This is a genomic window from Maribacter aquimarinus (assembly GCF_047345505.1).
In the GTDB taxonomy this organism is placed as follows: domain Bacteria; phylum Bacteroidota; class Bacteroidia; order Flavobacteriales; family Flavobacteriaceae; genus Maribacter.
The window spans coordinates 12,994-35,467 of sequence record NZ_JBLFEO010000019.1; the positions used below are offsets into that span (position 1 = coordinate 12,994).

Here is a 22,474-nt window from a genome sequence, read left to right on the forward strand (position 1 = left end):
AAACTATTCTATATTTGCACTCCTTTTGGGGCTCTTAGCTCAGTTGGTTCAGAGCACCTGCCTTACAAGCAGGGGGTCACTGGTTCGAATCCAGTAGGGCCCACAGGACAAGAAGGCTTTCCGTTCGTGAAAGCCTTTTTTTATGGTTTGTTTTGATGTTCCCTTAAGCGTGCCCGCCCAGCTTGTCGCCTTCTTCCTTTGGCATACGGACAACGCTTCAAGGACAGTAAAACCTTCCCCGTCCCCGGGGTGTGCGCTCGGTTTTTTCTAGCTGAAAAGCGGGCGCGGGACAATTGGCGGGGGAATGAAATAATGGTTATATTTGACCCCTCAAAGGGATATTAGCTCAGTTGGTTTAGAGCGCTGCCTTGACAGGGCAGAGGTCACTGGTTCGAATCCAGTATGTCCCACTCCTTTCTTTTTCAAAGAAGTTCCAAAATACGTTCCAGGGCCATCCCGCGGGACCCCTTGATCAATATCTGGGCATCTTTGGGCAGTGGATTGGCCTTTAGAAACACTTCCAGCTCCCCGAAGGTGGCAAACTGGAGGTAGTCGGTTTCCACTTCCTTGAAATGGCTTCCCACCAAGTACACTTGCCCAAAGCCCAAGGACTTCGCCAGGTTGGTGATATGGGTATGTTCCTCTTTGGCATAGTCGCCCATTTCAAACATATCACCCAAAAACACCACTTTTTTATCCAAAGGTCCCTTGGCAAAATGTTCCAAGGCCACTTGCATGCTGGATGGGTTGGCATTGTAAGCGTCCAGCACGATGCTCTTCCCGTTCTTTGTCAACAGCTGGGAGCGGTTGTTCTCTGGGACATAGCTTTCCAGGGCAAGGGCAATATCGGGCATGGGGACATTGAAGTACTTCCCCATGATAACGGCGGCGCAACAATTGGGGAAGTTGTAGGCGCCAATGAGCTGGGTGTTCATCTCGGTGCCTTCCGCGGAAAGGGTCAGGAAGGGTTCCGTGCGCAACAGTTGTATTTTAAAATGGAGATGGTTTTCCTGGCTAAACCCATACTTTTCCACGTAGTTCCGTAATTTTTCCGCTTGAATGGGGTCATCTGCATTGAAGAAGATCTTTTTACCGTGTGCCATGAGATGATCGTACATTTCGCTCTTGCCCTTGATCACCCCTTGCACCCCGCCAAAACCTTCCAGGTGGGCTTTGCCGTAGTTGGTGATGTAGCCAAAATCGGGCTCGGCAATGGAGCATAGAAAGGCAATTTCCCTTTGGTGGTTGGCCCCCATTTCAATCACCGCCAGTTCAGTCTCTGCCGTAATTTCCAAAAGGGTCAGGGCCACGCCTATGTGGTTGTTCAGGTTTCCCTTGGTGGCAATGGTGTTGTACTTTTTGGACAAGACCCGGTGTATGAGCTCTTTGGTGGTGGTTTTGCCGTTGCTCCCCGTTAAGGCAAGGATACGGGCCTTGCAGTGGTGCCTGTGGTAATGGGCCAATTGCTGTAGGCTCTCAAGGGCATTGTCCATCAAAACAAAACGGGCATCGTCCTTTTCTTGCGGCTCGTCCACCACGGCAAGGCTGGCCCCTTTTTCCAAGGCCTCCAGGGCATAGTGGTTGCCATTGAAGTTGTCTCCCTTCAGGGCAAAGAAAAGGGCTCCTTTTTTTAGGGTTCGGGTATCCGTGCCAACGCTTCCACATTTAAGGAAGGCTTGGTGCAGCTGGTCTATTTTCATAGGGTCCAAGATAAAAAAAAGCCCTTAATAAAAAGGGCTTTTAAACTTGCGAAATGTGTTGTGGTTTACTTGGCTTTCTTGCCGCGAACCGTTTTGTTCTTTGATTTGGACTTTGATCCCACCCTGGACATGGCGCATCTAAAGCCAATGTAGTCCGTGGCCATGTACTGGGGCAAGTACCTGCGCTGTGCAGGATCCAGCCAGTAGGCGCGATCTCTCCAAGACCCTCCTTTGTACACCCTTACCTCATCGTTGATCAAGGACGTTCTGGAGTTGCTCTTGTCATACTCCCTAATGATATTGCCCTCCTCATCATAGGCCACTTTGTGCTGTGGTGCGTTGTACATGTTGTTCTTGTCACTGTCTTCTTCCTCATCGCTGAAACGATCAAAGAATCTGGAGGAACCGGCGTCACCATCTCTGTAGCCCCTGTTGTCACTGGTGGAGAAGTTGGGCCTTAGGTAGGTCTCTTCTTCGCCCACTGGCGCCATCTTTATTTCTCCCGGCAGGTTTACCGCCACCACCTTTCCGTTGGGAAGGGTATCATAGACAATGGCATCTTCCAAGATTTCAACTTTTCCATCTTCCCCTATGGCCGTCTTCATATAGACGTTGCCGCGGTAGTAGTTAAAGTCACTGATCTCATCGTCCACAATGGGTCGGTAAACATCGGCTACCCATTCGGCCACGTTTCCGGCCATATCGTAGAGGCCAAAATCGTTGGGTTTGTAGGACATGACCTCTGCGGTAATGTCCGCGCCATCGTCGGACCATCCGGCAATGCCGCCATAGTCTCCTTTTCCTTGCTTAAAGTTGGCCAATTGATCTCCTCGTCCAACCCGCTGTCCACTTCGGGTGTAATCGCCTTCCCAAGGGTATTTTTTTCTACCGCGGTAGTTGTTGTACTCACGTTGGCCCACTTGTGCCTGTGCGGCGTATTCCCATTCGGTCTCGGTGGGCAATCTATATTCTGGAGATATGATGCCGCTGCTCCTTTTGGCAAACGCAGGTATGCTGTCCTGTTTCTTTTTGCCCTGTAAGGAATCTATCTGGCCGTTGTACACGGCTTCTGGCCTGTTAAGGTATGTTTCTGTGCTAAACGTGCCTTGGACCTCACCGGTGGCCGCTTGGTATTTGGCATCTTCCGCAAGATAGCCCTCGCGCTCCAGCATGGCCTCGTTTACCCTGTCCGTGCGCCATTCGGCAAATTGTGTGGCCTGGATCCAGTTTACGCCCACTACGGGATATTCGGCGTAGGCAGGATGCCTCAGGTAGTTGTTGGTCATGGTCTCGTTAAAGCCCAATCGGTTTCTCCACACCAGGGTGTCTGGCAGTGCGCCCTTGTAAATGTTGGCATATTTGGGGTTTTCCGGAGGATATACCGTTTTCAGATAATCCAGGTACTCCAAGTACATGATGTTGGTCACCTCGGTCTCATCCATATAAAAGGACTGTACATGCTGTGAGGTCGGGGTGTTGTTCCAATCGTGCATGACATCATCCTGGACCTTTCCCTTGGTAAAGGTTCCGCCCTCGATAAAGACCAGGCCCGGAGCGGTTTCCTGCTCCTTGAAATCAGTATTGTACTGGAAGCCGCCCTCCTTGGCGTTGATGTTCCAGCCGGTGGCTCGGGAAACGTTTTTGGAAGAGGTGGATTTGGAGCAACTGTTCAATGAAAAACCTCCTGCAATGACGACTCCGGAGAGTACGATTTTAATAAACTGTTTCTTCATAGTTAGAACTTCAATTCTATCCTGCGGGTGAACTCTGCGCATACCCTTGGTTTAGGATGTAGGTTTTAATTGTGTTATGCTTGGCGCATTCGATCATTAAAACGGGCTTTTTGGGTAATTATTTTACGGATGGAAACTATTTTTACTTTTTAGGGGAGGGCATCGTTGAAATTGTCCCGGCGCTTAACCGCAGGGGTGTCTCTTGACTTCGGGGTGCCTTGTGGCGTCCTTTTCCCTCCCACTTGCCTCGTTTGGCCCTTCGCTGGGACAAAGGCCGGTAGCCTTTGTTTTTTAACTGTGCGCGAGCCGTACCGCCAAAATAAAAATGAACGGGGCGTACAAGATAATGGTGAAATGGGCGTTAAGATGTTAAAGTTGGCCGCCAAAGATGTCGATGAACTGGGTCAACTCCAAACATTTTATGTAAGAACATGAAAAAATTTTGCCTGATTACCCTGTTGCTCTACATAGCGGTCGGCAGGGCCCAAGAGGACCAAAGGGTCATTACCACGGCGGTGCCCTTCTTGACCATAGCCGCGGACGCCCGATCGGCCGGTATGGGCGATATTGGCGTGGCCACTTCCACGGATGCCTTTTCCCAACAGTGGAACCCCGCCAAGTTTGCCTTCGCCGATCGCAAAATGGGCATTGGGCTCAGCTACACGCCCTACTTGGAAAGCATTATTACCGATATCTCCTTGTTAAACGCCAGTTTTTACAGTAAAATAGACGATCAGAGCGCATTTGCGGTTGGCCTGCGCTACTTTACCCTGGGCGAGATAGAGCTGCGGCAGTTTGCCAATGACCCCGGCACGGTGGCCAAGCCAAATGAGTTGGCCCTGGACGGGTCTTATTCCTTGAAGCTGAGCCCCAATTTTTCCATGGCCGTGGGCGGTCGCTTTATTCGTTCCAACTTGCGGTTGCCCCAAAACGGAACGGAAGATTCCCAGGCGGCCAGCTCCTTTGCCGTGGACGTGGCGGGCTACTACCGATCCCCTGAAATTGCCTACAGTAGTTTCAGCGGTCGCTGGCGCGGTGGTTTCAACGTGAGCAACGTTGGGGGCAAAATCGCTTATGATGAAGGCGGACAAGAAAACTTTTTGCCCACAAACCTTGGCCTGGGTGTGGGTTTCGATTTTATCCTGGACCAGGACAACGTCATTGGCCTTACCACGGAATTCAATAAACTGTTGGTGCCCACCCCACAGGATTTCAATGGAGATGGCGTCATTGATGCGGCAGACAATGAGATTTACCAGAACGAGAGCGGCTTTAGCGGAATCTTGAGCTCTTTTGGGGATGCCCCTGGCGGGTTTGGCGAAGAATTGGAGGAGATGACCTGGGCCCTTGGCGCGGAATACATTTATCGCGACTCCTTTATGGTGCGCACGGGGTATTTCAACGAAAGTGAAAACAAGGGAAGCAGAAAGTTCTTTACCCTTGGGGCCGGTTTTAAGTTCAAGGCCACGCAGATCGATCTGTCCTATCTGTTTTCCACTTCCCAGGTCAGGAATCCTTTGGAGAACACCTTGCGTTTTGCCCTCACCTTTAACTTGGGCGAGGAGTTTTTTAACGACTAGAGAACAAAATAAAAGCAACACATTCCCCAAAAAACCTGTCTTGTACAGGTTTTTTTATGTCCCGTTGCCCAGGCGGGGCTTGGTGTCCACACAACGCTATTTGGAAATGCCGTAAATTGGCACCAAAAAAAGATGGCCCAGAAAAAAACAATTCATTTTGATGTTTTGGTGCATGATGACATATCTGCCCTTTCCCGGAAAGACCAAGCATTGGTGCTGGCTTCCCAAAAGGCCTTGGAGGGCGCCTATGCGCCGTATTCCGAGTTTAAGGTGGGTGCGGCCCTGCTCTTGGACAATGGGGAGGTGGTGATCGGCAGCAACCAGGAAAATGCATCCTACCCCTCCGGACTTTGTGCGGAACGCGTGGCCGTCTTCCAGGCGGGAGCGTGTTTCCCCGGCGTGGGCATCCGCTGCATTGCGGTCTCCGCGGCCTCCAATGCGGGGGAAGTGGTGCAGCCCGCCGCTCCCTGTGGCAACTGCCGGCAGTCTATCTATGAGTACGAACACCGGCAAGGGAAGCCCATTAGAATACTGCTCATGGGGCAGTCCGGACCGGTGTGGGAATGTAGCTCCATAGCGGATATCCTCCCGCTGGGCTTCAACAGTTCATTTTTGGGTTGAGGGCCCATGCCCGGGCACGGGCACCCCAAGCCTATTTTTTTAGGGTTAAAATGGTGCCATATTCTGCACACTTTTTTTTATCCAACCATTTATATGTGTATTTTTGCCGCTCTTGCGCACCGTTTGGTGCCGGTCCTGGTCCAGGCCCAAAAACAAATTTTTTAATTCATGGCATCAATGGAAAAGATTACGAAAGAGACCTATTTAAAATGGTATGAGGACATGCTGTTCTGGAGGAAGTTCGAGGACAAGCTCGCCGCCGTTTACATTCAGCAAAAAGTAAGGGGGTTTCTCCATCTGTACAATGGGCAAGAAGCCGTTTTGGCCGGTGCCCTGCACGCAATGCAGCTGGGCAAGGACCGGATGATCACGGCCTACAGGAACCACGTACAGCCCATTGGAATGGGGGTGGATCCCAAGAAGGTGATGGCGGAACTCTACGGAAAGGTTACCGGGACCTCCAAAGGAATGGGGGGGTCCATGCACATTTTTTCCAAAGAACATCGTTTTCACGGGGGGCACGGCATTGTTGGCGGGCAGATTCCCTTGGGCGCGGGAATGGCCTTTGGGGACAAGTACAACGGTAGTGATGCCGTGACCCTTTGCTATATGGGCGATGGCGCCGTTAGGCAAGGCTCCCTGCACGAAACCTTTAACCTGGCCATGCTCTGGCAGCTGCCCGTGGTCTTTATCTGCGAGAACAACGGGTACGCCATGGGCACCAGCGTGGAGCGTTCTGCCCATAGCACGGAAATCTGGAAATTGGGTCTGGGCTATGAAATGCCCTGCGGCCCCGTGGACGGCATGAACCCGGTTACCGTGGCCCAGGAAATGCACAAGGCCATTGAAAGGGCCCGTAGCGGGGGCGGCCCCACGTTCTTGGAGATGAAGACCTACCGGTACCGGGGCCACTCCATGTCCGATGCACAGCACTACCGGACAAAGGACGAGGTGGAGGAATACAAGAAAATTGACCCCATTACCCAAGTGCTGGACGTGATCAGGGAAAAGAAATACGCAACCGAGGACGAAATAAAGGAAATTGCCAAGCGGGTGAAGAACAAGGTGGCCGAATGCGAGAAATTTGCCGAGGAATCCGATTACCCGCCCGTAAACCAGTTGTACGATATGGTTTATGAGCAAGAAGACTTTCCGTTCGTTCAACATAAATTGTAAGATAGATGGCAGAAGTAATCAACATGCCCAGGCTAAGCGATACCATGGAAGAGGGTACGGTGGCCAAATGGTTGAAAAAGGTAGGGGACAAGATTGAAGAAGGCGATATACTGGCCGAGATTGAAACGGACAAGGCCACGATGGAATTTGAGTCGTTCCACGAAGGCACCTTGTTGCACATTGGCATTGCCGAGGGCGATGGGGCCCCAGTGGATTCCCTGTTGGCCATTATAGGTGAAGAGGGCGAGGACATCTCTGCCCTGCTCGGTTCCGGGGGCACGGAAAGTGGTGGTGCCGAAAAAGAGGAAGCCGCAGAAAAGGATGCTAGCAACACCACCCCTGTAGCGGAAAATACCACTCCCGCGGACATCCCCGATGACGTTGAAATCGTAAAAATGCCCAGGCTCAGCGATACCATGGAAGAGGGCACCGTGGCCAGTTGGTTAAAAAAGGTGGGCGATGCAGTGGAAGAGGGCGATATCCTGGCCGAAATTGAGACGGACAAGGCCACGATGGAATTTGAGTCCTTTTATTCCGGAGTGCTCTTGTACATTGGCATACAGGAGGGCGAATCTGCCCCCGTGGATGAAGTATTGGCCATTATAGGCCCCAAGGGAACCGATGTGGACGCGGTGCTCAACGCCGGGGCGTCTGCAACCACCGCTCCTGCCACCAAGGATGCCACGGAACAGGCCAAAACAGAAGAGGCAACACAAGGCGCATTGTCCGGTGAAACGGCCGCCAGCAACGACGGTCGGCGTATTTTTGCCTCTCCATTGGCCAAAAAGATGGCCGCGGACAAGGGCATTGACCTGTCCAAGGTCACCGGAAGCGGGGACAACGGCCGCATCACCAAAAAGGATATAGAGAACCATACGCCCGCAGCAGTGGCCCCAGCGGCCCCACAGGAAGAAAAAATAGGGGCTTCGGCAGCGCCCGCACCCGTGTCCATGGCCTTGCCCGTGGGAACGGAGGGTACGGAAGAGACCAAGAATTCCAATATGAGGAAGGCCATTGCAAAGGCCTTGGGGAACTCCAAGTTTTCCGCACCCCACTTTTATCTGACCATAGAGGTGGATATGGACAACGCCATCGCTTCCAGAAAGCAGATAAACCATTTGCCGGACACCAAGGTGTCCTTCAACGATATGGTTCTTAAGGCCTGCGCCATGGCCTTGAGAAAGCACCCGCAGGTAAACACTTCTTGGAACGGGGATACCACACGGCAGTACCAGCACATCCATATGGGGGTTGCCGTTGCCGTGGACGAGGGCCTTGTGGTGCCCGTGGTGAAATTTGCCGATCAATTGAGCCTTACCCAACTGGGCCATGCCGTCAAGGAACTGGCCGGAAAGGCGCGCAGCAAGAAGATCGCACCCTCCGAGATGGAGGGCAGCACCTTTACCGTGTCCAATTTGGGCATGTTCGGCATCCTGGAATTTACCAGTATCATCAACCAGCCCAATTCGGCCATTTTGTCCGTTGGTGCCATTGTGGAGAAACCCGTGGTAAGGAACGGGGAGATCGTGGTGGGGAACACCATGAAGCTTACCCTGGCCTGTGATCACCGCACCGTGGATGGTGCCGTGGGGGCACAGTTTTTACAGACGCTGAGGTCCTTTATAGAAAACCCGGTAACCATGTTGGCCTGATCTGGCCGCATGCCTTGCCATTAACAAACAAAAAGCATTCCAGATCAGGGATGCTTTTTTATCTTTAAACCGTAGGTGATATGAAATCAATGAAGACGTTTTTGCTCCTCTCTTTTGCAGTCTTTGCCCTTTCGTGCAAGGGGCCGCAGAAGGCCACCGGGGCCAATGCCCAGAACAGTGGGGCCGCTACGGCCGCACAGGACGCCACAGCCACAACGGAGCGCAACGCTGGGGCCAAGATGGACTCCTTTGGCAATGCGCAGCGCATAAAGGGGATGATGCAGTTTTTGGCCAGTGATGGTCTCAAGGGGCGTGATTCTGGGTCCAAGGGCCTTGAGGCCGCTGCAAGCTATGCCAGTGGAATATTCAGGGAGAGCGGCGTTTCGCCCTTTTTTGAGACCTATAACGATACGCTGGACAATTTTGAGGGAACCACCTACAATGTGGTCGGGGTCTTGCCCGGAAACGACCCCGAACTGGCCGGGGAATATGTGGTGATCGGGGCACACTACGACCATATAGGACAGATTGCGGCAAAAAATGGCGACAGTATTGCCAACGGGGCCAATGACAATGCCAGCGGCAGCATCACGGTGCTGGAACTGGCCCGTTATTTCGGGGCCGCCAAGACCAACAAGCGCAGCATGATCTTTGCCCTGTTCAGTGCCGAGGAGAAAGGGCTGTTGGGATCGCGTCACTTGGCCCGTAAACTGAAGGAGCGGGACCTGGACCTCTACGTCATGTTGAATTTTGAAATGGTGGGGGTGCCCATGGCAGACAAGGACCACCTACTCTACCTAACGGGCCATGAACTTTCCAATATGGCCAGTGTTGCCAATGAACTGGCAGGGGAAAAAGTGGTGGGCTTTCTGCCCAAGGCCAAGGAATTCAATCTCTTTAAACGATCGGACAACTATCCCTTCCATGAAGTCTTTGGCGTTCCGTCACAGACCTTTTGCAGTTTTGATTTTACCAATTATGACCACTACCACCAAGTGGGCGATGAGGCGGCCCTGATGGACTATGGGCACATGGCCACGGTGGTGAACAAGCTCTTGCCCGCAGTGGAGGGCATTGTCAATGACCAACAGCGAACCATAAGCTACAGATAATGGCAAACATCATCGTTACCGGCAGTAGCCGCGGCATAGGACTGGAACTGGTACGGGCCCTTGGCGCTGAAGGCCACAGGGTACTGGCCATTTCAAGAAACACGGCCCCTTTGGAGGCCTTGGGGCAAGAGGGGCTCACCGCCCTTTCCCTGGACCTCTCCAAAAACGAGGACCTGGACGCCCTGGCATCTGCCCTTACGGGCCACTGGAATACGGTGGACGTGCTGGTGAACAATGCGGGCGCCATAGTGAACAAGCCTTTTCTGGAGACCCCTTTGGAAGACTTTAGAAAGGTGTACGAAGTAAATGTCTTTGCCGTGGCCGCCCTGATGAAAATGGTGATTCCCAAAATGCCCAGGGAGGGTCACGTGCTCAACGTCAGTTCGATGGGCGGGGTGCAGGGCAGTATGAAGTTTCCCGGCCTGTCTGCCTATAGTTCAAGCAAAGGGGCACTCATTACCCTGACCGAAATGATTGCCGAGGAGTTCAAGGAAACCGGACCGTCATGCAACGCCCTTGCCTTGGGTGCCGTACAGACCGAAATGCTCGAAGAGGCCTTCCCGGGCTACAAAGCGCCCGTGTCCGCCAAACAAATGGCAAGGTACATCAAGGACTTTTGCCTCACGGGGCATCATTTGTACAACGGTAAGTTGTTGCAAGTGTCCAGTAGCACCCCATAATATGGAAAAAGTGTTGGCAAAATACCTTCCCGAGCGTGCCGTGCATCCCTGTATGGGGCTGATCAGGGAATGCAACGTGCACCTGAAAATTGTGAACGGACGGGTCACCAGGCACGGCGATTATAGAAGACTGGCCAATGGCCAACATCAAATTACCGTGAACGCCACCCTGAACAAATATCGTTTTTTGATTACCTTGGTGCACGAAATTGCCCATCTGATCGCCTTCGAGAAGTTTGGCAGGAACATTAAGCCGCACGGTAGGGAGTGGAAGCATACGTTTCAACACCTGATGTTGCCCTTTATTGGTCCGGACTATTTCCCACCGGCCCTGTTGCCCCTATTGGCAAAACACTTTAGAAATCCCAAGGCAAGCAGCAGTACGGATGCGGCGCTTTCCGTGGCCCTGAAAAGCTATGACGAGCAAGAGTCGCACAAAAGCTATGTTTTTGAACTGCCCAAGGGAAGCATTTTCCGGATTTACAACGGAAAACGTTTCAAAAAGGGGAACAAACGAATCAAAAGATACGAATGCACGGAGCTGGGCTCCGGCAAGATGTACCTCTTTCAGCCCAATGCGGAAGTAGAACCAATACATTTAGGATGAACAAAAATTATTATGCCGTTTTAATGGCCGGTGGTGTGGGATCAAGGTTTTGGCCCATTAGCACGGCAGATTACCCAAAGCAGTTCCATGACATGCTCGGTGCCGGATCCACCTTGATCCAAAAGACCTTTGAGCGCTTAAACACGTTTGTGCCCACCGAGAACATTCTGATCCTTACCAATGAGCGCTATAATGACCTGGTACTGGAACAGTTGCCCCAAGTGACCCAGGAACAAGTGGTGCTGGAACCCGCCATGCGCAATACCGCGCCCTGTATCCTGTACGCCGCACTCAAGATCAAGAAAAAAAACCCCAATGCCGTGATGATCGTGGCTCCGAGCGACCATTGGATCGAGGACAAGGACGCTTTTGCCAAAGACGTTGAGGCCTGCTTCAAAAAATGCGAAACGGAGCAAGTGCTCTGCACCCTGGGCATAACCCCCACCTTTGCCAACACCGGTTTTGGGTATATTGAGTTTGACAAGGCAACGGGGCACGGATTAAAAAAAGTGGAACAGTTCCGGGAAAAGCCAGATTATGAAACAGCCAAGAGCTTTTTGGCGCAGGGCAATTTTTTATGGAACGCCGGCATCTTTATCTGGAGTGTGGAGACCATTGTACAAGCGTTCAAAACCTACCAACGGGAACAGTATGCGCTATTTGAAAAAGGCATCCCCGCCTATAACACCCCCGAAGAAAAGGCCTTTATTGAAAGCCACTACCCCCAGGCAGAGAACATATCCATTGACTATGCCATTTTGGAAAAATCGCCCGCCATCTTTGTTCTGGCCGCCTCGTTCGACTGGAACGACCTGGGCACCTGGGGGTCGCTCTACGGCAAGCTGGACAAGGACCCGGATGGAAATGCCCTTGTGGGAGCACGTTTGCTGGCCCAAGATGCCACAGGAAACATGGTCAGGACAAAAAAGGGGAAGATTGTGGTGGTCGATGGAATTAATGACTATATTATCGTCGATAAAGAAGACGTACTTTTGATTTATCCAAAGCGCAAAGAACAGGACATCAAGCAAATTGTCGCGGGTGTCAAGGAAAAATTTGGAACATAACCGTGCTTGAGCATGTCAGATAGATTGAACCAAGACAATATAACCCCTACGCAAAAGCCCAATAAAAGTGGCGATGACGTAAAGAAGGATTTTCAGGGCCTGCTGGGCAGTGTGAAGTCTTTTCTGTCCGAACTCTTGGACATTAGGCCCAATACGGACCAGGAAGAGACCAAGGCCGCCATCGTGGCCGATATATCCTTTAAGGGCCATACGGCCTGGATCCTCATCTGTTCCATCTTTATCGCCTCCGTGGGCCTCAATGCCAATTCTACCGCCGTGGTCATCGGGGCCATGCTTATTTCTCCCCTTATGGGGCCGATCTTGGGCATTGGCATGGCCATCGCCATCAATGATGTGGACACCCTGAAGCGCTCCCTAAAGAACTTTGCGGTCATGGTGATTCTCAGTGTGCTCACGGCTTTTTTGTTCTTTAAGTTTTTTCCGCTGCGCGATGAATCCTCGGAACTATTGGCGCGCACGGCGCCCGATATCAGGGATGTGCTCATTGCCTTTTTTGGTGGTCTTGCCCTGGTCATAGCCAGGGCCAAAAAGGGAACCATAGCCAGTGTCATCTTCGGTGTGGCCATTGCCACGGCCCTGATGCCGCCCTTGTGCACGGTGGGCTTTGGGCTGGCCATTGGCAATTGGGGCTATGCCGGGGGCGCCATGTACCTCTTTACCATCAACACCATTTTCATTGCCCTGGCCACCTTCTTGGTGCTTAAGTTGCTGCGTTTTCCCATGGTGCGCTATGCCAATTCCCAGCGAAGGCGTTTCATTGCCAGAATGGCCTCTCTCGTGGCCGTGGCCGTGATGGTGCCCGCGCTGTTCACTTTTTACAACGTATTTCAGGAATCGCTCTTTAAGACCCAGGCCACCAATTTTGTCGAAGAAAAAATTGCACCGTACAAATTTACCGGGGAGGGCCGCTACCTAAAGGACCTCACGGACATACAGTATGATAAGGACAATGGCTCTTCCATTGAGGTGGTGTTCATGGGAACGGAGACCATACCGGACAACGTCATTGCCACCTGGGAGGTGCAGATGAGCGAGTACCCCAAGTTAAAGGGGAGCACCCTAAACGTGGTGCAAGGCTCTAGGGACGATGCCCTGGACGAGTTGAAATATGTGAACGAACTCTATGAGTCACAAAAGGTGCAACTGACCAGTAGGGACGAGAAGATTGCCCTGTTGGAGTCAGAACTGAACCGATTGCAGAAAATTTCCAAAAGTCAGATCCCCTTTATGGAGATCAGCAGGGAGGCCAGGGCCAGTTACGAAAACCTGGAGCAAATGGCATACGCTTACCTGATTTCAACCAATTTTGAGAAAACGGACACCATCCCCGTGTTCGAGGTGGCCTGGAAAAAAGGGGTCGGTAAACGGGCAAGGGAAAAGGATATGGAACGGCTCCAGCAATGGTTAAAGGTGCGCCTTAACAACAATTCCATCCAAGTGAAGGAAATGCCCCAAGAATAGGGACAAGCCCTTTTTTCCGGATTTTCCCATCCCATTCCAGATGGTGGGCGGACCTAATTTTTTTCCTCAATGTACATCTGCCGAACTTTCTTGAACAGATCGGATGAATAGACAAAATCGGTCACGGCGGCATTGTCCGTCTTAAAGATTTCGTGTTTGGTGCCTTCCCATTCTTTGTGGCCATTCTTTAAGAAGAGTATTTTTTCGCCGATCTGCATCACGGAATTCATGTCATGGGTGTTGATCACCGTGGTAATGTTGTACTCTTCCGTGATTTCCTTGATAAGGTCATCGATGAGGATGGCGGTCTTTGGATCCAGCCCTGAGTTGGGCTCATCACAAAAGAGGTATTTTGGGTTCATGACAATGGCCCGCGCAATGGCCACCCGTTTTTGCATGCCCCCTGAGATTTCTGCGGGGAACTTGTCATCTGCCCCAGAGAGGTTTACCCTTTTCAACACGCTGTTTACCCGGTCGTCCATCTCCGATTTGGGTTGTTTGGTGAACATTTCCAGTGGGAACCTCACATTGCCCGCAACGGTCATACTGTCAAACAGGGCGCTGCCCTGAAACACCATGCCCATCTCTTGCCTTAGATTTCGTTTTTCCTTGGTGGTCAATGTGGCGTAGGCCTTGCCGTCATATTCAATGGTGCCCTCCTCGGGCTCAAAAAGGCCCAAGAGGCACTTTAGGAAGACCGTTTTCCCGGAGCCGCTCTGTCCTATGACCAAATTGGTCTTGCCGTTTTCAAAGGTGGTGCTCACCCCTTTAAGGACATGGGAGTCACCAAAGGACTTATGGATGTCGTTCACAATGATCATTAGCCTAGGAGCAATTGGGTTAGTACATAATTAAGGATGATGATGGCCACGCTGGTCCACACAAAGGCGGTGGTGCTGGCCTTGCCCACTTCCAAGGCGCCGCCTTTCATGTAAAATCCGTGGTAAGACGGTATGGTGGCAATGATGAAGGCAAACAAGAGCGTTTTTATGAAGGCATAGGTCACATGGTAGGGAATAAAATCCAGTTGTAGGCCCTCGATGAAATTGGCACTGGTTAAAAAACCGCCAAAGACTCCGGCCACCCATCCGCCAAAGATGCCCACGTACATGGATATGGCAATGGCAAAAGGATAGAAGAGCATGGCAATGATTTTTGGAAACACCAAGTAGTTCAAGGAATTTACGCCCATGACCTCCAGCGCATCTATTTGCTCCGTGACCTTCATGGTGCCTATGCTCGAGGTAATGTAAGACCCCACCTTGCCCGCCATGATGATCGAGATGAAGGTGGGGCTAAATTCCAATATGAGCGATTGCCTGGTGGTAAAACCTATGAGGTACTTGGGAATAATGGGGTTGGTAAGGTTCAGGGCCGTTTGTATCGTGACCACGGCACCAATAAAAAAAGAGATGAAGACAATGATTCCCAAGGAGTTGAATATGAGCTCATCTATTTCCTTTAAAATGAGCGATTTCATTATTCTCCACTTTGTGGGCTTCTTAAAAACTTCCTTGACCATGATAGCGTAGCTACCTATAGATGAAAAATAATTCATAGACCACATCTCTTGCCGTAAAAATAACAATAATGGCTTGGAAACGCCCTTTAATTCATCTTTTAAGCTACATTTTATTTACTTTTACCAGACTAATTTTTTATCCTTCCTTCCCATGTCAAAAGTGAGATTCTTCCTGTCCGTTTTGTTGTCCCTGTTGTTTTTTTACGGTACGGCGCAACGAAAAAAAGAGGCCGTGGCCGCCCCATCAAACTTAAAGACCACGCCCAAATTGGTGGTGGGCATTGTGGTGGATCAGATGCGGTACGATTACCTTACCCGCTTTTCGGACCATTACGGGGAAGATGGTTTTATGAGGTTCATCAATGAGGGCTTCAATTGCAAGAACCACCACTTCAACTATGCCCCTACCAGCACCGGTCCTGGCCATGCCTCCGTTTACACGGGCGCCACGCCCGCCAGCCATGGCATCATTGGCAATGATTGGTACGACAAGGAAACGGATGCCAGCGTGTACTGTGCCGGAGATCCTACACAAACCTCCGTGGGCACCACTTCCGATGCCGGAAAGATGTCCCCGCACCGGATGAACGTGACCACGCTACCGGACGAACTTCGCCTGCACACCCAAATGCGCGGAAAGACCATTGCCATTTCCATAAAGGACCGTGGGGCCGTGCTCCCGGGAGGGCATACCGCCAACGCCGCCTATTGGTTCCATGGCAAGGACGAAGGAAAATGGATCAGCAGCTCCTATTACATGGAGGCATTGCCCAAGTGGGTGCAGGATTTCAACGCTTCTGGCAAGGCGGGCAGTTACAAAAAGGCGTGGACCACCTTGAAGGATCTGGATGCCTACGTGGAGAGCGGTCCGGACAATAATGCCTATGAGGGACTTTTTGAAGGGGAGACCGCGCCCGTATTTCCCCACAGCACCACAGGGCTGCTGAACAAGGAAGGCGATTTTGATCTGCTCAAGACCACACCTTTTGGGAACAGTATTCTGGTGGATTTCTCCATTGCGGCAATGGAAAACGAAGGTTTGGGCCAAGATGCCATCCCCGATTTCCTGGCCATTAGCTTCTCCAGTACGGACTATGTGGGGCATAAGTTTGGTGTGGGGTCCAAGGAAATACAGGACACCTATGTTAGGCTGGACCGTGATCTGGCCCGCCTTTTTGAGGCCTTGGACCAAAGCGTGGGCAAGGACGAGTACACGGTTTTCCTTACCTCCGATCATGCCGCAGTGGAGGTGCCAAGCTATTTAATGGATCAGCGCGTTCCCGCGGGCTATTTTGATCGCAAGGCCGTACAGCGGAATTTTTCGGAATTCCTGAAGTACACTTACGGCACGGAGGACATTGTCAAGAATTTCTCCAACTACCAGCTGTTCTTGGACCACAAGATCATTGAAAATCTGGACTTGGACATCAAGGACGTACAGGAGACCATTGCCCGTGAATTTTTGGGCTATGACTTTGTGGACCGGGTGTACACCGGCCACCAAATGTGGACCACCAATTATACCCAGGGCATTCCCTACATTCTTCAGAACGGCTATCACCAAAAGCGCTCGGGAGATGTTCTCATCGTGCTCAAGCCCGGCCACGTCAGCTACTCCAAAACAGGGTCCACCCACGGATCCCCCCAGATCTATGACACCCACTCCCCATTGCTTTTCTATGGCAAGGGCATCAAAAAGGGCAGCACGGTAAAAAGGACCGAGATACCGGACATAGCCCCCACCATGGCCACGCTCTTGGGGGTGTCCTTTCCCAATGGAACAACCGGTAGGCCAATTCCCGAAGTCCTGGAGCAAGAATAGACCAATGGAGGAGCGCCCCATAGGTATGTTCGATTCTGGAGTGGGCGGCACCTCTATCTGGAAAGAGATCAGAACATTGCTGCCCAGGGAAAACATCATTTATTTGGCAGATAGCGCCAATGCTCCCTATGGGGAGAAGGGCCCCGAAGAAATTCTGCGACTCTCCGTGAAAAACACGGAGTGGCTCCTGGAGCGCGATTGCAAGATCATTGTGGTGGCTTGCAACACGGCCACCACCAACGCCATAGCGCACCTGCGCAAGCATTACCCAATTCCTTTTATTGGCATTGAGCCGGCCATAAAGCCCGCGGCCCTGAACAGCAGGACAAAGAAAGTGGGGGTTTTGGCCACCCACGGCACCTTGTCCAGCGCGCTGTTTCACAGTACGTCCCAGATGCATGCGGCTGGTCTGGAAATTGTGGAACAGGATGGCAAGGGACTGGTGCCTTTACTGGAAGCGGGCCAGCTGCACGGTCCGGAAATGCGGAAATTGTTGGAGCTTTATCTACGGCCAATGATCCAGGCAAATATTGATTACCTGGTCTTGGGATGCACCCATTACCCCTACTTGGTACCGTTGTTACGAACAATTTTGCCTCAGGGGGTCACCATTATAGATTCCGGTGCCGCGGTGGCCCGGCAGACCAAGAAGGTACTGGGGCAATTGGGGCTATTGAACCTTACGGCCCCGGATAGCCGGCATGCTTTCTACACCAATGGCAGTAAGACCGTGCTGGAGCACTTCGTGGGGCCCATTTCCAAAAATGTGTCCGTTTCCTCCTTGCCGTTGTAAGGGTTTCAGGAATCTTTTTTGTGATAGGTGCGGTAGGTGAATGCATGAGCATGGCGCTCATCTTTGGGATGGTGTTCTTCTGCAACCAGTTTCCAGAGGGTATCACTGATTTCCGGAAAGAAGGCATCGGCCTCAAATGCAGCGTGTACCCGGGTCAGTTCCAAGACGTCTGCAAAGGCTTCCCCCTGTTGGTAAATCTCACCGCCACCTATGATAAAGGCAGGCTCCCCTTCTACCAAGGCCAGTGCTTCGCCCAAAGAGTGCACCACCTGGCAATCGGGGTGGTCCACACTGTAGTCCCTGTTTCTGGTAATGATCAGGTGGGTTCGCTTGGGAAGGGGCTTCGGGAAGCTCTCAAAGGTTTTTCTGCCCATAATGATTTTGTGGCCTATGGTCAGTTTCTTGAAACGCTTAAAATCATCCGGCAGGTGCCAGAGGAGTTCGTTGTCTTTTCCCAAGGCATTGTTTTCCGCGGCCGCCGCGATCATGGTAATGGTGCTCACTTATAATATTTTTTAACAATTGGGTCCATGTTCCGTAGGGGCAAACACTGACTTTTTCTTTGGTCTCCACAATGGCTTTTTGTGGTGCACGCTGTTCATTCCAATGGGATCAGGGCAAAAACCGTACCCTTGCGGTTTTGCTTATCTGTGCCGCTGCCCCTTTGGCCGGGACACTGCCCCGATATGGGTTCCGGTACATCCCGTTGCCAGAAAAAAAGGATGGAAGTCCTTTCCCAGTGCCACATCACGTATCTTTAGGCTAAGATAAGCCAATTGTTTTTGATGGCTTGCCAAAGCCTATTGCATACATCATAATCTACCTGAGATGAACTCCATCAGAGATGAATTTCCAGTAATGGACAAAGGTATTTACGCCAACACACCCGTTTTTGGCCCTCTCTACAAGCCGCTGTTGAAATGGCGGCGCCAACATGACGAAAACACCATGCAATACGGCAGCGCCGCGGGCGAACGGAACACGGCCCTATTGTCCCAGACGCGGCAAGGGGTGGCCGATTTTTTTGGCGCGGAGACCGGTGACGTGGCCTTGGTGCCCAATTTTTCCACGGCCATGAACCTACTTTTGGAGGGCTTGCGCCCCAAGACCAAGGTGTTGCTTTTAAGGGAAGACTACCCTTCCTTGAACTGGCCTTTTGAGCACCGTGATTTTGAAGTGCACTATCTGGACCTTGCCCCACATCTGGAGGCGCGCATGGAAGGGGAAATTGGTGAAAGGAACATAGAGGTGCTGGCCGTAAGCATGGTGCAATGGTTACATGGGTACCGGTTTAGAAGCGGTTTTTTTAAGGAGTTGAAAGACCTCTATCCAGCGCTCACCATTTTGGTGGACGGTACCCAGTTCTGTGGCACCATGGCTTTCAATTTTAAGGATTCGGGCATAGACGTCTTCGGTGCCAGTGCCTACAAGTGGCTTTTGGCAGGACACGGAAATGGCTTCATGTTGTTCTCCGAGGCGGCCAAAGAACGGTTTTTGCCCAAAACAATCGGTTTCAATTCCGCCAATGGGGAACTTGATCGGAAAGGGCATGTTCCCTTTGCCAAGCGGATGGAGCCCGGGCACTTATGCCCCCTTAGTTTTGGCAGTCTTGGTTTTTCGTTGAAGTTTCTTTCCCAATTGGGTATTCACAACATCGCTGGGCACCATAGGGAGCTCTCCAAAAAGGGCCTGGCGTCCTTTGGTTCCCTGGGGCTCTTGGACCACACCTTTTGGGAAGAGGAAAACCAAAGCACCATATTCAACATCAAGGCAAATGACCGTGTCTTCCATGCGTTGGCCAAAAACGGGGTGGTGTGCGCAAAACGGGGCAATGGCATTCGGTTGGGCTTTCATTTTTTTAATGGGGAGGCGGAAATTGATGCCATCGGAAGAATCTTGCAAAGGGTGCTGTAAGTTTGCGACTTTTGTCTTTTTAACGGCTTAATCTTTGGACTTTTGCCAAATGCCGCCAATTTTTTAATAAAACCATAAAAATGACCTTAGTCATTGTCAATGAGCAACTTAAATTGGTAGTTTTGCCGTATATCTTAAAAAAGTTTTACCATGGCAATTGCAAAGAAGTATTTAAAGACAAAGCCCGTTTGTAAGGTGACCTTCACCGTACCGGCGGAAGAAGCCAAGAAAGTGGCCGTTGTTGGGGATTTTAACAATTGGAACCCAAAAGGGAGCACCTTGAAAAAATTAAAGAACGGTACCTTTAAGGGCACGTTCGATCTGCCCAAGGAGAACGCCTATGAGTTCAAATACCTTGTGGATGGCAATTACGTGAACGAAACAGAGGCCGATCGTTACCAGTGGAACGACTATGCCGGTTCTGAAAACGCGGTGTTGGAACTTTAATGTTTTCAGCCTAAAGCATGTAAAAGCCCGGAACGATCCGGGCTTTTTTTATGCCGTTCAACCTCGCTATTCCACCACGGAGACCCCTTTCCAGAAGGCCACGCGGCCTTTGATGCCCTTTGCCAGTTCGCTCACTTCTGGATAGTACCATGCGGCATCGGGATTTTCCTTTCCGTTCACCTCAAGGGTGTAGTAAGAGGCTTGGCCCTTCCAGGGGCAGGTGGTGTGTGTAGGGCTCTTTTTAAAAAATTCTTTTTTTATGCTGTCCTCAGGGAAGTAGTGGTTGTTTTCCACCACCAGGGTGTCATTGCTCTCGGCGATGACGGTGTCGTTCCAAATAGCTTTCATCTCAAAGGTTTTTATAGGTTTTTTGTGAATAGATAGTTCTTGTAATATCCGCGATCGTCCCCAAAGTGCTCCAGTATGGTGAGTCCGGATTGCCCTGCCAACCATTGCACGGTGGCATCGTCATACTTTTGCGATATTTCGGTGTGTATGCTTTCCCAAGCATTTAAATGGATGTCCAGGTCAAGCGCCTCCAATCTAACGTCTTGGGGTTGGGTGGCCACCAGGTAACTCTTGGCCGTGCCCGTTTCGGGGTCGTAGGTTTCCCAGTGCTTAAACGCATCCACCTTAAAATTACCGCCCAGTTCCCTATTGATGCGTACCAAAAGGTTCTTGTTGAAACGTGCCGTGACCCCACTGCTGTCGTTGTAGGCATCCAGAATGGTCTGCGGATCTTTTTTCTGGTCAAACCCAATGAAGAGCAGATCGTCCTGGGCCATGTACGCCTGGATTTGGGAGAGAAATTCAATGGCTCTGTCATGCAGCAGATTGCCTATGTTGCTTCCCAAAAAGAGGATCACCTTGCGTTGGTCCGGGCCAAAGTTCAGCTGGCTCAGGGTCTCAAAATAGGTGCCCTGCAAAGGTGCCGTCTTTAGTTGGGGAAGTTCTTCCCTTAAGCTGTCCTGCAATGATCGCAGGGCACTTGCACTGATGTCTATGGGCCTATAACTAAAATTGAGCCCTTGGGCCGTAAAATGGCGCAACAGGATTTTTGTCTTTGTACCGTCGCCCGCACCCATCTCCAACAAATGAAACGATTTTGTTCCCTTGGAAAAATGGTGGGCCAGGGCAGTTTTGTGCCGCTCTATGATCTGGTACTCCGTTTTGGTCAGGTAATATTCCGGCAATTCCATGATTTGTTGAAACAGGCGGTCTCCCGTCCGGTCATAGATGTACTTGGAGGATAGGTACTTTGGGAAAGCGGTAAGCCCGGAACGGACGTCTTGCTCAAATTGGGTCGCCAATGTGGGTTTCAGTGCTTCTTGCATAGGGGAATACGGGGTTATTTGGCCAGTCTCAGTCCGGTGAACTGCCATCTTGTATGGGTTTGAAAAAAATTGCGATAGGTGGGGCGTGCGTGTTGGCTGGGCGTGGCCACGGAACTGCCCCGAAGTACTTTTTGGTTCACCATGAACTTGCCATTGTACTCGCCCAGTGCCCCGGGTGCCTTCTTGTAGTTGGGGTAGGGAAGGTAGGCGCTCTCCGTCCATTCCCACCGCTGGCCCCAGGAGAACCGATGCTGTGCGGCTTCCCATTCAAATTCCGTGGGCAGGCGGCAACCTTTCCATTGGGCGTAGGCGAAGGCCTCAAAATAGGAAACATGGGTCAACGGCGCATCTTTGTGCACCTTTTTGAGTCCGTTGTAGGTGTAGTGGTGCCAGTTGCCATCAATGTAATGCCAGTACAGTGGGGCGGTTATGTTTTCTTTTCGCACCCAATCCCAACCCTCGGCATGCCAATGATGGAACTGGGCGTAGCCCCCTTGGGAAATGAAGTCCATAAAATCACCGTTGGTCACCAATTTGTTGGAGATTTTGTAAGGGTTCAGATAGACTTGGTGCCGGCCCAACTCATTATCGTAACAGAAGCCGTCCGTGGCATGGCCAATGGAATAGAGCCCCTCGGGGACGTACAACCATTCTTGGGCCGTTTTGTTCTGCTGATGCTCCTTGATGCTGCTGGAATAAACGGGCAGCAGGGGATTGTTGCCCAAGATGTATTTTATGTCCGTTAGCAGCAGTTCTTGGTGCTGTTTTTCATGATGTATCCCGATTTCCAGTAGATGGGACACCGCGCCGATCTCCCCTTGGCCCAGCAGTTTCTCCATGGCCGCGGTCACGTGGGCCCTATAGTCATATACTTCCGCCACGGAGGGTCTGGACAAGTTGCCCCGATCGGCCCGTACCACCCGTTGGCCCATGGCCTCGTAGTAACTGTTGAAGATGAAGGCAAAATCCTGGTTGAAGCCCTCGTACTCCGGGAGGTGCTTTTTTAGGATGAACTCCTCAAAAAACCAAGTGGTGTGCCCCAAATGCCATTTGGGCGGGGACACATCTGCCATGGGCTGTACCACGTAATCTTCAATTTCAAGGGGGCTGCACAATTTTTCCGTGTGGGCTCGGGTCTTCAAGAAGAAATCCACGAGGGAATTGGTAAGTATCATTAAAGCTATTTTGCTAAAGATAAAGAATAATCTCTCTTTTTTGTAATGGCACCTTTT

The 22,474-nt window shown here is 51.3% G+C and carries 21 protein-coding genes and 2 tRNA genes; 15 read left to right on the forward strand and 8 right to left on the reverse strand.

What is annotated here, in order from left to right; translation table 11 throughout:
* Window positions 1-28 precede the first annotated feature (28 nt).
* Together ACKWCC_RS13380 and ACKWCC_RS13385 are read left to right on the forward strand one after the other, a co-directional pair.
* Window positions 29-103 (forward strand) — tRNA-Val (locus ACKWCC_RS13380).
* A 232-nt stretch (window positions 104-335) separates the two neighbouring features.
* Window positions 336-410 (forward strand) — tRNA-Val (locus tag ACKWCC_RS13385).
* 12 nt (window positions 411-422) lie between these two features.
* Here ACKWCC_RS13385 and ACKWCC_RS13390 read toward each other — a convergent pair.
* Window positions 423-1,700, reverse strand: a complete 1,278-nt coding sequence (locus ACKWCC_RS13390) for a UDP-N-acetylmuramoyl-tripeptide--D-alanyl-D-alanine ligase (RefSeq protein WP_413996453.1) — start codon at window positions 1,698-1,700, stop codon at window positions 423-425.
* A 65-nt stretch (window positions 1,701-1,765) separates the two neighbouring features.
* Window positions 1,766-3,433 carry a gliding motility lipoprotein GldJ gene (gene gldJ / locus ACKWCC_RS13395; protein ID WP_413996454.1) on the reverse strand — a complete coding sequence of 556 codons (1,668 nt, stop codon included), beginning with the start codon at window positions 3,431-3,433 and terminating at the stop codon, window positions 1,766-1,768.
* A gap of 431 nt (window positions 3,434-3,864) precedes the next feature.
* Between gldJ and porV the strand changes: the two genes are divergently transcribed.
* From porV to ACKWCC_RS13440, 9 genes are all read left to right on the forward strand, one after another.
* Complete coding sequence (porV, locus tag ACKWCC_RS13400; RefSeq protein ID WP_413996455.1) at window positions 3,865-5,013, forward strand: type IX secretion system outer membrane channel protein PorV; 1,149 nt, start codon at window positions 3,865-3,867, stop codon at window positions 5,011-5,013.
* Window positions 5,014-5,145: 132 nt separating this feature from the next.
* Window positions 5,146-5,634, forward strand: coding sequence for a cytidine deaminase (gene cdd / locus ACKWCC_RS13405; RefSeq protein ID WP_413996456.1), 489 nt, complete (start codon window positions 5,146-5,148; stop codon window positions 5,632-5,634).
* Window positions 5,635-5,811: 177 nt separating this feature from the next.
* Window positions 5,812-6,810, forward strand: a complete 999-nt coding sequence (gene pdhA / locus ACKWCC_RS13410) for a pyruvate dehydrogenase (acetyl-transferring) E1 component subunit alpha (protein WP_413996457.1) — start codon at window positions 5,812-5,814, stop codon at window positions 6,808-6,810.
* A gap of 5 nt (window positions 6,811-6,815) precedes the next feature.
* Entirely contained in the window at window positions 6,816-8,462 is a 1,647-nt protein-coding gene (locus ACKWCC_RS13415) for a pyruvate dehydrogenase complex dihydrolipoamide acetyltransferase (protein ID WP_413996458.1), read from the forward strand.
* Between the two features lie 80 nt (window positions 8,463-8,542).
* On the forward strand, window positions 8,543-9,574 hold the full coding sequence (locus ACKWCC_RS13420; RefSeq protein WP_413996459.1) for a M28 family metallopeptidase: 1,032 nt from the start codon (window positions 8,543-8,545) through the stop codon (window positions 9,572-9,574).
* Window positions 9,574-10,254, forward strand: a complete 681-nt coding sequence (locus tag ACKWCC_RS13425) for an SDR family NAD(P)-dependent oxidoreductase (protein ID WP_413996460.1) — start codon at window positions 9,574-9,576, stop codon at window positions 10,252-10,254. The genes ACKWCC_RS13420 and ACKWCC_RS13425 overlap by 1 nt, the downstream gene beginning before the upstream one ends.
* A 1-nt stretch (window position 10,255) precedes the next feature.
* Window positions 10,256-10,861 (forward strand): SprT-like domain-containing protein, encoded by a 606-nt coding sequence (locus ACKWCC_RS13430; protein ID WP_413996461.1) that lies wholly within the window; start codon window positions 10,256-10,258, stop codon window positions 10,859-10,861.
* Window positions 10,858-11,928 carry a mannose-1-phosphate guanylyltransferase gene (locus tag ACKWCC_RS13435; RefSeq protein ID WP_413996462.1) on the forward strand — a complete coding sequence of 357 codons (1,071 nt, stop codon included), beginning with the start codon at window positions 10,858-10,860 and terminating at the stop codon, window positions 11,926-11,928. Before ACKWCC_RS13430 ends, ACKWCC_RS13435 begins: the two co-directional genes overlap by 4 nt.
* 12 nt (window positions 11,929-11,940) lie before the next feature.
* Complete coding sequence (locus ACKWCC_RS13440; RefSeq protein WP_413996463.1) at window positions 11,941-13,410, forward strand: DUF389 domain-containing protein; 1,470 nt, start codon at window positions 11,941-11,943, stop codon at window positions 13,408-13,410.
* 53 nt (window positions 13,411-13,463) lie between these two features.
* Here the strand turns inward: ACKWCC_RS13440 and ACKWCC_RS13445 are convergent, their stop codons facing one another.
* The gene (locus ACKWCC_RS13445) at window positions 13,464-14,231 is read right to left on the reverse strand and encodes an ABC transporter ATP-binding protein (protein WP_413996464.1); all 768 of its coding nucleotides are present in this window, start codon (window positions 14,229-14,231) and stop codon (window positions 13,464-13,466) included.
* The gene (locus ACKWCC_RS13450; RefSeq protein ID WP_413996465.1) at window positions 14,231-14,968 is read right to left on the reverse strand and encodes an MlaE family ABC transporter permease; all 738 of its coding nucleotides are present in this window, start codon (window positions 14,966-14,968) and stop codon (window positions 14,231-14,233) included. Before ACKWCC_RS13450 ends, ACKWCC_RS13445 begins: the two co-directional genes overlap by 1 nt.
* Before the next feature lie 115 nt (window positions 14,969-15,083).
* Here ACKWCC_RS13450 and pafA point away from each other — a divergent pair, with 115 nt between their 5' ends.
* Both pafA and murI read left to right on the forward strand, forming a co-directional pair.
* Entirely contained in the window at window positions 15,084-16,754 is a 1,671-nt protein-coding gene (gene pafA / locus ACKWCC_RS13455; protein WP_413996466.1) for an alkaline phosphatase PafA, read from the forward strand.
* Window positions 16,755-16,758: 4 nt separating this feature from the next.
* On the forward strand, window positions 16,759-17,547 hold the full coding sequence (gene murI / locus ACKWCC_RS13460; protein ID WP_413996467.1) for a glutamate racemase: 789 nt from the start codon (window positions 16,759-16,761) through the stop codon (window positions 17,545-17,547).
* Between the two features lie 5 nt (window positions 17,548-17,552).
* On the opposite strand, the gene ACKWCC_RS13465 is transcribed toward murI, so the two are convergent.
* Window positions 17,553-18,050, reverse strand: coding sequence for a dihydrofolate reductase (locus ACKWCC_RS13465; RefSeq protein ID WP_413996468.1), 498 nt, complete (start codon window positions 18,048-18,050; stop codon window positions 17,553-17,555).
* Window positions 18,051-18,375: 325 nt separating this feature from the next.
* Between ACKWCC_RS13465 and ACKWCC_RS13470 the strand changes: the two genes are divergently transcribed.
* Together ACKWCC_RS13470 and ACKWCC_RS13475 are read left to right on the forward strand one after the other, a co-directional pair.
* A complete protein-coding gene (locus tag ACKWCC_RS13470) occupies window positions 18,376-19,461 on the forward strand; it encodes an aminotransferase class V-fold PLP-dependent enzyme (RefSeq protein ID WP_413996469.1) in 1,086 nt (361 codons plus the stop codon).
* A 150-nt stretch (window positions 19,462-19,611) separates the two neighbouring features.
* Complete coding sequence (locus ACKWCC_RS13475; RefSeq protein WP_413996470.1) at window positions 19,612-19,908, forward strand: isoamylase early set domain-containing protein; 297 nt, start codon at window positions 19,612-19,614, stop codon at window positions 19,906-19,908.
* Between the two features lie 66 nt (window positions 19,909-19,974).
* Here the strand turns inward: ACKWCC_RS13475 and ACKWCC_RS13480 are convergent, their stop codons facing one another.
* From ACKWCC_RS13480 to egtB, 3 genes are read right to left on the reverse strand one after another with little or no spacing between them, the layout of a single operon-like run.
* Window positions 19,975-20,256, reverse strand: coding sequence for a DUF427 domain-containing protein (locus ACKWCC_RS13480; protein WP_413996471.1), 282 nt, complete (start codon window positions 20,254-20,256; stop codon window positions 19,975-19,977).
* 11 nt (window positions 20,257-20,267) lie between these two features.
* Window positions 20,268-21,242 carry an L-histidine N(alpha)-methyltransferase gene (egtD, locus tag ACKWCC_RS13485; RefSeq protein WP_413996472.1) on the reverse strand — a complete coding sequence of 325 codons (975 nt, stop codon included), beginning with the start codon at window positions 21,240-21,242 and terminating at the stop codon, window positions 20,268-20,270.
* A gap of 14 nt (window positions 21,243-21,256) precedes the next feature.
* A complete protein-coding gene (gene egtB / locus ACKWCC_RS13490; protein ID WP_413996473.1) occupies window positions 21,257-22,417 on the reverse strand; it encodes an ergothioneine biosynthesis protein EgtB in 1,161 nt (386 codons plus the stop codon).
* Between the last annotated feature and the right edge of the window lie 57 nt (window positions 22,418-22,474).